General features: G+C 73.7%; 7 protein-coding genes and 1 tRNA gene. 1 reads left to right on the forward strand and 7 read right to left on the reverse strand.

The window, feature by feature from the left end; genetic code table 11:
- The first annotated feature begins 13 nt into the window (after window positions 1-13).
- Complete coding sequence (locus ACFYQQ_RS16565; RefSeq protein WP_355790842.1) at window positions 14-784, forward strand: hypothetical protein; 771 nt, start codon at window positions 14-16, stop codon at window positions 782-784.
- A 73-nt stretch (window positions 785-857) separates the two neighbouring features.
- On the opposite strand, the gene ACFYQQ_RS16570 is transcribed toward ACFYQQ_RS16565, so the two are convergent.
- The 7 genes from ACFYQQ_RS16570 to ACFYQQ_RS16600 form a co-directional block, all read right to left on the reverse strand.
- Window positions 858-931: transfer RNA gene (locus ACFYQQ_RS16570), tRNA-Thr, on the reverse strand.
- Between the two features lie 107 nt (window positions 932-1,038).
- Window positions 1,039-2,715: an alpha/beta hydrolase gene (locus ACFYQQ_RS16575; RefSeq protein ID WP_355790839.1), complete on the reverse strand. Its 1,677-nt coding sequence runs from the start codon at window positions 2,713-2,715 to the stop codon at window positions 1,039-1,041.
- Window positions 2,716-2,924: 209 nt separating this feature from the next.
- Window positions 2,925-4,130 (reverse strand): DNA polymerase III subunit delta', encoded by a 1,206-nt coding sequence (locus tag ACFYQQ_RS16580; RefSeq protein ID WP_356238010.1) that lies wholly within the window; start codon window positions 4,128-4,130, stop codon window positions 2,925-2,927.
- A gap of 316 nt (window positions 4,131-4,446) precedes the next feature.
- On the reverse strand, window positions 4,447-7,752 hold the full coding sequence (gene tmk, locus ACFYQQ_RS16585; protein WP_388904806.1) for a dTMP kinase: 3,306 nt from the start codon (window positions 7,750-7,752) through the stop codon (window positions 4,447-4,449).
- A gap of 144 nt (window positions 7,753-7,896) precedes the next feature.
- Window positions 7,897-10,710: a type I DNA topoisomerase gene (gene topA / locus ACFYQQ_RS16590; RefSeq protein ID WP_355780756.1), complete on the reverse strand. Its 2,814-nt coding sequence runs from the start codon at window positions 10,708-10,710 to the stop codon at window positions 7,897-7,899.
- A gap of 259 nt (window positions 10,711-10,969) precedes the next feature.
- On the reverse strand, window positions 10,970-11,167 hold the full coding sequence (locus ACFYQQ_RS16595; RefSeq protein WP_355780759.1) for a hypothetical protein: 198 nt from the start codon (window positions 11,165-11,167) through the stop codon (window positions 10,970-10,972).
- Window positions 11,168-11,695: 528 nt separating this feature from the next.
- A complete protein-coding gene (locus ACFYQQ_RS16600) occupies window positions 11,696-13,213 on the reverse strand; it encodes a methyltransferase (RefSeq protein WP_355780762.1) in 1,518 nt (505 codons plus the stop codon).
- Window positions 13,214-13,365: the final 152 nt, after the last annotated feature.

Below are 13,365 nucleotides of genomic sequence, written 5' to 3' on the forward strand. Positions count from 1 at the left end.
GGCGGCACCGACCATGAGACTGACCATCGGCGACGACTGGCACGCGAGCGTGACCGACGAACCCCTCGCCGTCCCGCCCCGCTTCACGGGCAACTCCGTGGACCTCGCGCCCTACACGAGCGGCGAGGAACGCGAGCGGTTGCTGGCGGCCACCTTCGGCAGCCAGGACTGGCTGTGGGACACCCCGGACATCCTCCGCTTCGACCCGGACAGCCGGGACCTGGTGGCGGCCGAGTTCCAGCTGCCGTACGTGTCGTCCTACGCCGAGACCACCGAGCGCGTTCCCGTCCTGCCCCCACTGCGTCCGGGCGGCCTCCGCGCGGACGAGGTGAAGGACGTCCGGCTGGAGATGTGCACGGTGCTGTGCCGCGTGCCCGGGGACACGGTGCTGACCTGTCTGCGCGACTCCGACGTCCTCGACGCGCCGCTGGAGGCCCGTATCGGGATCGCCCCGGACCTGGCGCTCCTGGTCCAGCACGGCACCCTCGCCGGCTGGAGCCTCACCGACCCCGCGCGCCATCTGACCGCCGTCCACGGCGCGCCCGAGACCGCCCCGCCGTCCCCGGCCACCCGCCGGCTGCTCAGCGCCTGCGTCGACCTGGTCTCCGAGCCGCTCCTCGAAGCGGTGCAGGACCGCGAGCCCGCGGCCCTGGCCCGTCTCCGCGAGGTCCACCGGGCCCTGCGGACCCAACCGGACGACCGCCCCCGGGCCGACGCGCTCCTGGCACTCATCGCCAACCTGGCCGAGGACTACGCGGACGCCCCGCCGGAACAAGACGCGTGACTCCGGGCTCTCCCCGCCCCCGACAAAAGCAAAAGCCCCAGGTCACGGCGAGTGAGTCCTGAGGCTTCGGCAGAGCCGCCTTCGGGATTCGAACCCGAGACCTACGCATTACGAGTGCGTTGCTCTGGCCATCTGAGCTAAGGCGGCGCGCTGTCCGCACCATGGTGCGATCAGCAACGTCGGTAAGTCTACACAGTTTCGAGGAGTGCTCCGCACACGCCCCGGGGCCCACGGCACCGGGGCGGGCGACGGTGCTACGAGCAGCGCTTCTCCTTGGCGGGAGCGGTTCCCTGGAGCAGATAGCGGTTGATCGCGGAGTCGATGCAGGTGCTGCCGCGGCCGTAGGCGGTGTGGCCGTCGCCGTTGTACGTGAGAAGGGTCGCGGAGGAGAGCTGGTCGGCCAGCGCCTGCGCCCAGGCGTAGGGGGTGGCCGGGTCCCGGGTGGTGCCGACCACCAGGATCGGGGCCGCGCCCTTCGCCTCGATGCGGTGGGGCTCCCCGGTCGCCCTCACCGGCCAGTACGCGCAGTTCAGGGACGCCCACGCCAGTCCCTTGCCGAAGACCGGGGACGCCTTCTCGAAGGCGGGGAGCCCCTTCTCCACATCCTCGGGGGTGGAGAAGGCCGCCGGGAGGTCCAGGCAGTTCACCGCCGCGTTGGCGAACATCAGGTTCGTGTACCGGCCGTTCTCGTCGCGCTCGTAGTAGCTGTCCGAGAGGACCAGCAGGCCGGCGCCGTCCTTGTCCTTCATCGCCGAGGTGAGGGCCTCGCGCAGCTGCGGCCACGCCGACTCGTCGTACATCGCCGCGATCACGCCGGTGGTGGCCAGCGCCTCGCCGAGCATCCGGCCGTCGGCGTCGCCCGCCGGGATGGGCGTCCGGTCGAGCCCGTCGAAGAAGGCCCGCAGGTTCTTGCCGGCCTGTGCCGTGCTGGTGCCCGAGCCGCCCAGGGGGCAGTCGCTCTGCGCCACGCAGTCCTTCGCGAAGGACTGGAACGCCGTCTCGAACCCAGCCGTCTGGTCCTCGTTCAGCCTGCGGGCGGAGAGCGAGGGGTCCATCGCGCCGTCCAGCACGAGCCGCCCCACCCGGTCGGGGTGGAGCCCGGCGTACGTCGCCCCCAGGAACGTGCCGTAGGAGGCGCCGACGTAGTGCAGCTTCTCGTCGCCGAGCACGGCGCGCAGCACGTCCATGTCCCGGGCCGCCTCGACCGTCGACACGTGCCGCAGCAGCTTGGGCGAGCGCCGGCCGCAGCCCTCCGCGAACTCCTTGTACGCGGCGACCAGTTGCCCCTGCTCCTTCTGGTCGTCCGGGGTGACGTCGGTCTGCGTGTACGCGTCCATCCGGGGGCCGATGAGGCAGGTGACCGGCTCGCTGCGGGCCACGCCGCGCGGGTCGACCGCCACCATGTCGTAGCGCGCCCGGACCTCCGCCGGGTAGCCGACGCCCGCGTACTGCTGCAGGTAGCCGATCGCCGAGCCGCCCGGCCCGCCAGGGTTCACCAGCAGCGAGCCGATCCGCTTCCCCGGGCCCGTGGCCTTCTTGCGGGCGACGGCCAGCTTGATGTCCCCCGCGCCGGGCTTGTCGTAGTCGAGCGGCGCCTTCATCGTGGCGCACTGGAAGCCGGGGACACCGCACTCGCGCCAGGTCAGCTTCTGCCCGTAGTACGGGGAGAGGGCCGAGGGTGTGGCCGTGGGGAGCGCCGCCAGCGCCACGTCCGCCGTCGACGCCGACGTCGAGCCGCCGGAGGAGCACGCGGAGACCAGCAGGGCCGTGACGGCGAGCAGCGTGCCGCCCGTGCGCAGAGGGCCCGTGACGCCCGTGGACCGGGCCGGGCGGGGGAACCGGGCGGAAGCGGAACGGAGGGACCAGGTCGGCCGGAGGGACCAGGTCGGCCGGAGGGACCGCGACGGCCGCGGGAAGCGCCTGAGGTGCATCCCGCGAGCGTAACCTTGCGCGACGAATCGGTCACCATCAGTGGCGGAACCGCCTCGTACGAGTGACCCCGTCAACAGGTCCCGACAGGACGTCGACACCGGGCCACGACCGACGCCCCGGTCCCACCCCAAGCCACCGCCGGCGACGGTCCGACGCCGGCTCGGCATCGGCGCCCGCCCCACCCCAGGTCGTCACCGACGACGGCCGGTCAGCCCGCTCTCAGGGTGACCGCCATCGCCTCCACCGCGAGGAGCGGGGCCACGTTCCGGTCGAGGGCCTCGCGGCACGCGGCGATCGCGTCGATCCGGCGCAGGGTCGCCTCCGGCGAGCTGCCGCGCGCGATGCGCTCCAGGCTGTCCTGCACCTCGGTGTTGGCGATGGCCACGCGGGAGCCGAGCTGGAGGGCGAGGACGTCGCGGTAGAACCCGGTGAGATCGATCAGCGCGAGGTCGAGGCTGTCGCGCTGCGTACGCGTCCGCCGCCGCTTCTGCTTGTCCTCCAGGTCCTTCATGACCCCGGCGGTGCCGCGCGGCATCCGGCCGCCCTGGCTCGCGCCGAGCGCCGCCTTGAGGTCGTCGGTCTCCTTCACGTCGACCTCCTCGGCGAGCTGCTTGGCGTCCTCCGAGGCCGTGTCGATCAGCTCCTGGGCCGCCTTGAGGCAGCCGCCGACGTCGTCGATCCGCAGGGGCAGCTTGAGGACGGCGGCCCGGCGCGCGCGGGCCCGCTCGTCCGTGGCGAGCCTGCGGGCCCGGCCGATGTGCCCCTGGGTGGCCCGGGCGACGGCCGCCGCGACCGTCGGCTCGATGCCGTCACGGCGCACGAGGATGTCGGCGACCGCGTCCACAGGCGGGGTGCGCAGGGTGAGGAGGCGGCAGCGGGAGCGGATGGTGGGCAGGACGTCCTCGATGGACGGGGCGCACAGCAGCCAGACCGTCCGGGGGGCCGGCTCCTCGACCGCCTTCAGGATGACGTTGCCCGCGCCCTCCGTGAGGCGGTCGGCGTCCTCCAGGACGATGACCTGCCAGCGGCCGGTCGCCGGCGACATCTGGGCGCGGCGGACCAGGTCCCGGGTCTCCTTCACGCCGATGGAGAGCAGGTCGGTGCGGACGATCTGCACGTCGGCGTGGGTGCCCACCAGGCTCGTATGGCAGCCGTCGCAGAACCCGCAGCCGGGGACTCCGCCCAGGGCGCGGTCGGGACTGACGCACTGGAGCGCCGCGGCGAACGCCCGAGCCGCGGTGGACCGGCCCGAGCCGGGCGGCCCCGTGAACAGCCAGGCGTGCGTCATCTTCGACGCCTCCGGCGGCGCCGTGTCCTCGGCGGTCGCCGTCACCAGGGCGTCGGCGTCCCGGGCGGCGCCGACGAGCTGCACGGTCACCTTCTGCTGGCCCACAAGGTCGTCCCACACGGGCATGGGAGCACCGCCCTTTCGTCACACGTCGCCTTGCCGCGTCCCATTGTGCGGGAGCGGACTGACATTCCCGCCGGGCGCAGGTGCGCGACGGCCACCCCGACATCGCCCGGCCCCCGAACGACTTCACCCGGCCTCGCCCGGCGACACCCCCGGCCCCCACCCGTCCCCCGCCCGGAGACGACGAAGGCGGGGAGCCCACCGGGCTCCCCGCCTCACACACCGCTCGGGACTCGCCCGCGTCGGCGCCGAGCAGTACGGCGCCCCGCGTCCCCCGCCGGAACCACCCGACGCCGGACGCGGGGCGCGTCACGCCGGGTCAGCGCCCCCGTCGTCCCCGGCGCCCGCCGCGGCCCTCGTCCCGGTCCTCGTCGTCGCGCGGGCCCAGCAGTTCGTCCGCGAGGGTCGGGAGGTCGTCCAGCGGAGTCTCCTCGGCCCAGTCGGAGCGCGGGCGGCGCGGGGTGCCCGTCTCGTCGATCTGCGGCAGCTCACGCGTGCGTTCGTTGCCGTTCTCGCCCGCGTCCCCGCCCGCGTTCCGCCGGCGTCCGTCGCCCGCGGAAGGCTCGTCGCGGAAGAAGCCCGGCGGCACACGGTCCGAGGGGTCGGCCGCGGTGCCGCGCGCGGGAGGCCCGCCGGCGTCACGTACGGGCGGCAGCACCTCGGTCTCGTCGGCCGGGCGGTCCGCGCGTACCGGAGGCAGCACGGCCGTCTCGTCCGCGGCGCCGGGCGCCACCGGGGGCAGTACGGCGGTCTCCTCCGCCGCGGAGGGCGGCGCGGGCGGCTTCGGCAGCCTGGCCGTCTCCTCGACGTCCGGACGCGATCCGCCACCGGAGCGGGACCCGCCGTCCCGGCGCGCACCGGCGTCCCGCTCACCGGGCTCACCGGGCCGCACGGGCGGCAGCACCGCGGTCTCGTCCGCCGGGCCTCCCGTGGCGTTCGACGGGGTCACGACCGGCGTCGGCACGGTCAGGTCGTCGTCCGACGCCGACCGCGCGGGGGTCGCGGGAGCCGAGCCGAGCGACGCGGCGGCGCTCACCGCGGCCGCCGCGGCCTCCGCCGCCGCCCGGCGGGCCTGCTCCGCCCGCATCAAAGCCTCCTCGGCCTTGCGCTGCTTCTCCAGGCGCCGCTCCTCGGCCTCGGCCCGCAGTCGGGCCTCCTCCTCGGCCTGCCTGCGCCTGCGCTCCTCCTCGGCGGCTCGCGCCTGCTCCTCGGCGAGCTTGCGGACGCGCTCCTCCTCGGCGCGGCGGCGGGCCTCCTCGGCACGCTGCCGGGCCTCCTCGGCCTGACGCTCGGCCTCGCGGCGCTGCGCCTCCTCCAGCTCGCGCTGCTTGCGCTCCTCCTCCTCGGCGCGCAGCCTGGCGAGCTGCTCCTGGCGCTCCCGCTCCAGGCGCTCCTCCTCCGCCTTGCGCGCGGCCTCCTCCTCGGCCCTGCGCCGGGCCTCCTCCTCGGCCTTGCGCCGCGCCTCCTCCTGGGCCTTCACCTCGGCCTCGGAGAGGGGCAGCATCATGTCGAGCCGGTGCCGGACGACCGTGGTGACCGCCTCGGGCTCCTGGCCCGCGTCGACGATCAGGTAGCGCCCGGGGTCGGCGGCGGCCAGGGTCAGGAAACCGGACCGCACGCGCGCGTGGAACTCGGCCGGCTCGGACTCCAGGCGGTCGGGCGCCTCGGTGAACCGCTCGCGGGCGGTCTCCGGGGAGACGTCGAGCAGCACCGTGAGATGCGGCACGAGCCCGTCCGTCGCCCACCGCGAGATCCGGGCGATCTCGGTCGGCGACAGGTCGCGGCCGGCTCCCTGGTAGGCGACCGAGGAGTCGATGTAGCGGTCGGAGATGACGACGGCACCGCGTTCGAGCGCCGGGCGCACCACGGTGTCCACGTGCTCGGCGCGGTCGGCGGCGTAGAGGAGGGCCTCCGCGCGGTGCGAGAGGCCGGCGGAGGACACGTCCAGCAGGATCGAGCGCAGCCGCTTGCCGACGGGCGTGGCCCCCGGCTCGCGGGTGACCACGACCTCGTGGCCCTTGGCGCGGATCCACTCCGCGAGCGCCTCGGCCTGCGTGGACTTTCCGGCGCCGTCACCGCCCTCCAGCGCGATGAAGAAGCCGGCGGCGGCGGGCGCCTGGGCGGGGTCGTCCCCGCCGCGCAGCGCGTCCCGCAGGTCGTGCCGCAGCGGGACGCCGGAGCGGTCGTCGACCTTGGCGAGCACCAGCGCGGCCACCGGCAGCAGCAGGGCGCCGACCAGCATCAGGGTGAAGGCGGCACCGCCGTGCGCGAAGACGAACTTGCCGTTCTCCAGGCGGTGCGGCCCGATGGCGGCGGCCACGAGCGGGGCGATCAGCACACCGAGCGCCACGAACACCCGTACGACGGCGTGCAGGTGCTCGGTCGTCCGGGGCCGGCGGTACTCCTCGGTCTCCTGGTCGAGCAGCGTGTGCCCGGTGTTGGCGGCGACGCCCGCGCCGACTCCCGCGAGGCCCACTATCAGCAGCACCGAGGTGACGTCCGGCACGAGTCCGGCGGCGAGCAGCGCGACGCCGGTGAAGGCGATGGCCAGGGCGAGCAGGCGGCGCCGCGACAGGGCGGGCAGCAGGGACGGGGCCGTACGGATGCCGAGCACGACGCCGCCGGTCAGCGCGAGCACCAGCAGCCCGTAGGTGACCGGCCCGCCGCCGAGGTCCTTGGCGTGCAGCACGAAGACGGCGACGGCCGCCGCGACGGCTCCGGCGACCGCGGCGCAGGCCGGCACCAGCAGCGGTACGGCTCCGGTGCGGCCCTTGTCGACGCCGGTGCCCGTCTTGGGCCGGCGCAGCCCCTCCAGCGGGGAGCGCGCGCGGGGCGTCCGCGTGTCGGGCAGCTCCAGGAAGACGAGCACCGACAGCGAGGCGGCGAACAGTCCGGCGGCCACGTACGAGGCGAGGGCCGCCTGGTGCTGCTCGAACCAGTCGATCCCCGCGCCCAGCAGGTTGTTGAACAGGGAGACCACGACGAGCGCGGCGGCCGCGAGCGGCACCGTCACGAAGGCCGTACGCAGCGACAGGCGCCGCAGGGCGTCCATGTGGTCCGGCAGCGGGCGCACCGTGGCGCCCTCCAGGGGCGGCGCGGGCAGCAGTGCGGGCGCCGCGCTCTCGCGGCACACGGTCCAAAAGCGCTCGGCGACCCCGGTCACGAAGGCGGTCACCAGGAGGGCGGCCAGCGCGTCGTCCGGGGTCCAGTCGATCCACAGCGGCGCGACGATCAGCAGCGCGGCGCGCACGCCGTCCGCGCCGACCATCGTCCAGCGGCGGTCGAGCGGCCCCTCCTGGGAGGTGAGGGAGCCCAGCGGCCCGAGGAGTACGGCCCCGAAGAGGAGCGTCGCGAGGATGCGCGTGCCGAAGACGGCCGCGACGGCGATGCTCACCCCGCGGTAGCCGCCGCCGAAGGAGCCCTCGGCTATGGCGGCCTGGAGGGCCAGCACGACCAGGACCAGCAGGGCCAGGGCATCGCCCACACCGCTGACGAGCTGTGCGCTCCACAGCCGTTTCAACTGGGGTCGCCGCAGGAGTGCGCGCACGGCGCGCTCCCGGGAATCTGCGACCAGGGCGTCGTCGGGGGCCCGGTGGTGGGCCGTTGGCTGCTCGGCTCGCGTCATCCTGACAGCCTATCCGGAGGGGCCAGCTCCCCGAAGGGGCGGCCGAACATACAAACGCCCCCACACCGGAAGGTGTAGGGGCGCTCGCCGGCGGGTAGCCGAAGTCGGTTCCAGCCGGGTGCCGGTGGGGTCCGGCGGGCGGTCTCAGCCCTCCGAGGCGGCCGTCTTCTTGGCGGTGGCCTTCTTGGCCGGAGCCTTCTTGGCGGTCGTCTTCGAAGCCGTCGTCTTCTTCGCGGCGGTCTTCTTGGCCGGGGCCTTCTTGGTGGCGGCCTTCTTGGCCGGCGCCTTCTTCGCGGTCTTCTTGGCCGGCCCCTTGGCGCGCTTCTCGGCGAGCAGCTCGTAGCCGCGCTCCGGGGTGATCTCCTCGACGCTGTCGCCGGACCGCAGGGTCGCGTTGGTCTCGCCGTCGGTGACGTACGGGCCGAAGCGGCCGTCCTTCACCACGACCGGCTTCTGGCTGACCGGGTCCTCGCCGAGCTCCTTGAGCGGCGGCTTGGCGGCCGCGCGTCCACGCTGCTTGGGCTGCGCGTAGATCGCGAGCGCCTCGTCGAGCGTGATGGTGAAGAGCTGGTCCTCGGAGGTCAGCGACCGCGAGTCCGTGCCCTTCTTCAGGTACGGGCCGTAGCGGCCGTTCTGCGCGGTGATCTCCACGCCCTCGGCGTCCTTGCCGACGATCCGCGGCAGCGACATCAGCTTGAGGGCGTCGTCGAGCGTCACCGTGTCCAGCGACATCGTCTTGAACAGCGAGGCCGTACGCGGCTTCACGGCGTTCTTGCCCGTCTTCGGGGTGCCCTCGGGGAGCACCTCGGTGACGTACGGGCCGTAGCGGCCGTCCCTGGCGATGATCTGGTGGCCGGTCGCCGGGTCGGCGCCGAGCTCGAAGTCGCCGCTGGGCTTGGCGAGCAGCTCCTCCGCGTACTCGACGTCCAGCTCGTCGGGGGCCAGATCCTCGGGGACGTCGGCGCGCTGGTGGTTCTCGGCGTCCTTCTCCCCGCGCTCGACGTAGGGCCCATAGCGGCCGACGCGCAGCACGATGTCGTTGCCGACCGGGAAGGAGGACACATCGCGGGCGTCGATGGCGCCCAGGTCGGTGACGAGTTCCTTGAGGCCGCCGAGGTGGTCGCCGTCTCCGTTGCCCGCCTCCGCGGCGCCGGTGGCCTCGCCCTCGCCGAAGTAGAACCGCTTCAGCCACGGCACGGACTGCGCCTCGCCCCGCGCGATGCGGTCGAGGTCGTCCTCCATCTTGGCGGTGAAGTCGTAGTCGACGAGCCGCCCGAAGTGCTTCTCCAGGAGGTTGACCACGGCGAAGGAGAGGAACGACGGGACGAGCGCCGTGCCCTTCTTGAAGACGTATCCGCGGTCGAGGATCGTGCCGATGATCGACGCGTACGTCGACGGGCGGCCGATCTCGCGCTCTTCCAGCTCCTTGACGAGGCTGGCCTCGGTGTAGCGGGCCGGGGGCTTGGTGGCGTGGCCGTCGACGGTGATCTCCTCGACGGAGAGCGCGTCGCCCTCGCCGACCTGCGGCAGCCGGCGCTCGCGGTCGTCCAGCTCCGCGTTCGGGTCGTCCGCGCCCTCGACGTACGCCTTGAGGAAGCCGTGGAAGGTGATGGTCTTGCCGGACGCGCTGAACTCGGCGTCGCGGCCGTCGGAGGCCCGGCCGGCGATCTTGACGGTGACGGAGTTGCCGACCGCGTCCTTCATCTGGGAGGCGACGGTCCGCTTCCAGATCAGCTCGTACAGGCGGAACTGGTCGCCGGTCAGACCCGTCTCGGCCGGGGTGCGGAAACGATCACCCGAGGGACGGATCGCCTCGTGCGCCTCCTGTGCGTTCTTGACCTTCCCGGCGTACGTGCGCGGCTGGGCCGGCAGGTAGTCGGCCCCGTACAGCTGCGTGACCTGGGCACGGGCGGCACCGACCGCCGTGTCCGACAGCGTGGTGGAGTCCGTACGCATGTAGGTGATGAAGCCGTTCTCGTACAGCTTCTGGGCCACCTGCATGGTCGCCTTCGCGCCGAAGCCGAGCTTGCGCGAGGCCTCCTGCTGGAGCGTCGTCGTACGGAAGGGGGCGTACGGCGAGCGGCGGTACGGCTTGGACTCGACCGAGCGGACCGCGAAGGCGGTGTCCTGGAGGGCGGCGGCGAGGGCGCGGGCGTTCGTCTCGTCCAGGTGGAGCGTGTTCGGGCTCTTGATCTGCCCGAGGGAGTCGAAGTCGCGGCCCTGGGCGACGCGCTTGCCGTCGACCGCCGTCAGGCGGGCGATCAGCGTCGACGGGTCGGAGGCGTCACCGGCGCGGCCGGTGCCGAAGGTGCCGGTCAGGTCCCAGTACTCGGCGGAGCGGAAGGCGATGCGCTCGCGCTCCCGCTCGACGACGAGGCGGGTGGCCACGGACTGCACACGGCCCGCCGACAGCCGCGGCATGACCTTCTTCCACAGGACCGGCGAGACCTCGTAGCCGTAGAGGCGGTCGAGGATGCGGCGGGTCTCCTGGGCGTCGACCATGCGCTTGTTGAGCTCGCGCGGGTTGGCGACGGCGCTGCGGATCGCGTCCTTGGTGATCTCGTGGAAGACCATCCGGTGGACCGGGACCTTGGGCTTCAGGACTTCGAGCAGGTGCCACGCGATGGCTTCGCCCTCGCGGTCCTCATCGGTGGCGAGGAAGAGTTCGTCGGAGTCCTTCAGCAGGTCCTTGAGCTTCTTGACCTGCGCCTTCTTGTCCGCGTTGACGACATAGATGGGCTGGAAGTCGTGCTCGACGTCGACACCGAGGCGGCGCACCTCACCGGTGTACTTCTCGGGCACCTCCGCGGCGCCGTTCGGGAGGTCGCGGATGTGCCCGACGCTCGCTTCGACGACGTAGCCGGGGCCGAGGTAGCCCTTGATCGTCTTCGCCTTGGCAGGCGACTCGACGATGACGAGTCGGCGGCCGCCGTGTGCGGTGTCGCTGGTCGGGGACAACTTCGCTCTTCTCTCCGGATCGACGCGGGGGGTCTCCCCAGGCCTTGCTCCCGGGGGTCGTGTCGTGCTGACGCTGCGGAGTGTGACGGTACATCCCGCCCCCGTGTCAAACGGGAAAAGCCCGCAACGGCCACTCGAACGGTAACCCGACTACCGCCATTCCTGCCGCCCGGAGTGGCGACCAGCTGTTTCGGCCCCATCCGGAGCGTGACCTCTCAATTACTGGCGGACGGCCGCCCGGAGGCCGGAGAGCCCTTCCCTACGCGCGCGTGAAGCACCACACGCCGAGCACCAGCGCGCCGACCGCGGCGAGGCTCGCGAGCGTCGCCGATGCGACGGGGTTCACACCGAGGGCGACGGGCTCGCGGTGCCGCAGCCGTACCGCGGTCCAGGCCAGCAGTCCGCCTCCGAACAGGGCGAACGCCGTCCCCGCGAAGATCGCCGGTCCGCTCTCCATCGCTGTGTCCTTCCCGCCCCGGTGGTCCAGGCTCGGGAGGCTGGCACGCCCGGACGGCGAGCGGGGAAACCCACGGTGAACGGGGAGCGGAGGGCGGGTCCGGCCGGCCCCGCGGGGACCGGCGGCGGTGGGTCGCCACCGGGGAGCGGGAGCCGCCGCCCCCACGCCGGTGTGTCGAATCCGTCTTCACCGGAAGCTCGCGGGACTCCCGAGTCCGCACACCTGGCAAGGTCCCGCCCCGACGCGGGGCCCGCTTCCATCGCGGCACGCTTTCATCCCGTCGGCCGGGCCACGCTTCCATCGCGGCGCGCGGCGTCGCTTGCACCCGGCCGGGGCGGACCGACTTCCAACCCGGTGCGAGGCGCCGCCTCCGCCCGGCCGGGGCGGGCCGAGCATCCATCCCGGAGCTTGGCCACGCTTCCACTCGGACGGGGCGGCCAGACTTCCATCCCGACACCCGGCACGCTTCCATCCCGCCTGGGCGGGCCAGGCTCCCGGCCGCGCTTGCACCCGGCCGGGGCGGCCCCGTCACTGTGCCGGTTCGAGGAATCCCTGTTCCACCAGCAGCCGGATCTGCTCGGGAGTGCGGTCCCGCAGCAGGACCGGGTCCTCGCCGACCAACTGCGCGATGGCGTCCAGAATGCGGCCCGCGCTCAGCGTGCCGTCGCACACGCCCGCGAAACCCGCGCCGACCGTGTCCACCTTGGTGGCCCGGCGCATCCCCCGGTGCTGACGGAGCACCACGTGCTCGGGGTCTTCGGCGCCGGGCAGTCCGACCTGCTCCTGGACGACCTCGGCCACGAGCCGGAAGTGGCCGGCGAGCAGGGCCGCGTCGTCGTGCTCACGCAGGAAGTCGACGCGCTCGAAGTGCGCCCGCACCGCGTCCCCGAGCGGTTGTTCGACCGGATGCGGCCATTCCTCGACCGTGATCGAGGGCTCGGCGGCGCCGGTCTTGCGGAGCGTGATCCACCCGAAGCCGACGGCCCTCACCTTGCGCGCCTCGAACTCGTCGAGCCAGGCGTCGTACCGCGCCTGGTACTCGGCGGGATCGCTGCGGTGGTCGCCCGCGTCGCGCAGCCACAACTCGGCGTACTGCATGACGTCCTGCACCTCGCGCTGCACGATCCACGCGTCGCAACCGCGCGGCACCCACGAGCGGAGCCGGTCCTGCCAGTCCTCCCCCTCCACGTGCTGCCAGTTGGCGAGGAACTGCGCGTACCCCCCGTCGTTCAGCCGCTCCCCCGCCTCCTGAACGAGCGTGCGGCACAGATCGTCCCCGCCCATCCCGCCGTCCCGGTAGGTCAGCCGGGCGCCGGGCGAGATCACGAAGGGAGGGTTCGACACGATCAGGTCGTACGTCCGGTCGCCGACCGGCTCGAACAGGGAGCCCTCGCGCAGCTCGGCCGCCGGGGCGCCGGACAGCGCCAGGGTGAGCGCGGTGATGTGCAGGGCGCGGGGGTTGAGGTCGGTCGCCGTCACGTGCGTGGCGTGCTGGGCGGTGTGCAGCGCCTGGATCCCGGAGCCGGTGCCGAGGTCGAGCGCGGAGGCGACGGGCGTGCGCACGGTGATGCCGGCGAGCGTGGTGGACGCCCCGCCGACGCCGAGCACGACGCCTTCCTCGCGGCTGCCGATGCCGCCGGCTCCGCCGACCGCGCACCCGAGGTCGGACACGATGAACCAGTCCTCGCCGTCGGTCCCGCCGTACGGCCGGATGTCCACGGTCGCGGCCACCTCGTCGCCGCCGACCGGGGTCAGCCAGCCGCTGTCGAGGCACTCGGCGACCGGCAGGACGTCCGCCACGCGCGCGTGCGGCACGGGCTGCTGCAACAGGAACAGCCGTACGAGCGCCTCCAGCGGCGTGTCCCCACGGGTCGCCCGGAGCGCGGGCACGGTCTCGCTGCGCGCCAGCGCCGCGTACGCGGGAGCTCCGAGCAGGTCGAGCATCCCGTCGGCGGTGTAGGACGCCCGCAGCAGGGCGTCCCGCAGCCGGGCGGCGACGTCGGGACGGTCGGACGAGGGCAGCGGTGACAGGGTGGTGTGGCTCACCACCCCATTGTGACCCGCGAGCCCCGGAAGGCGCTGTGCCGGGCACGCTCACCAGCGCCGGCGACCGGCCCGGGGCCGCGGTGAGCGCCGGCACACGCGCCGGTACGGGGCGACGGCGCCGCGGGCGACCCTGGCACGCGCGTCCCTACGAG

The sequence above is a fragment of the Streptomyces sp. NPDC005496 genome, assembly GCF_042872045.1.
Classification (GTDB): Bacteria; Actinomycetota; Actinomycetes; order Streptomycetales; family Streptomycetaceae; genus Streptomyces.

Bases quoted from the DNA above. Each gene is read 5' to 3' on its own strand.
- ACFYQQ_RS16565 (WP_355790842.1), top strand. From the start codon at position 14: ATGAGACTGACCATCGGCGACGACTGGCACGCGAGCGTGACCGACGAA.
- ACFYQQ_RS16575 (WP_355790839.1), bottom strand. From the start codon at position 2,715: ATGCACCTCAGGCGCTTCCCGCGGCCGTCGCGGTCCCTCCGGCCGACC.
- ACFYQQ_RS16580 (WP_356238010.1), bottom strand. From the start codon at position 4,130: ATGCCCGTGTGGGACGACCTTGTGGGCCAGCAGAAGGTGACCGTGCAG.
- tmk (WP_388904806.1), bottom strand. From the start codon at position 7,752: ATGACGCGAGCCGAGCAGCCAACGGCCCACCACCGGGCCCCCGACGAC.
- ACFYQQ_RS16595 (WP_355780759.1), bottom strand. From the start codon at position 11,167: ATGGAGAGCGGACCGGCGATCTTCGCGGGGACGGCGTTCGCCCTGTTC.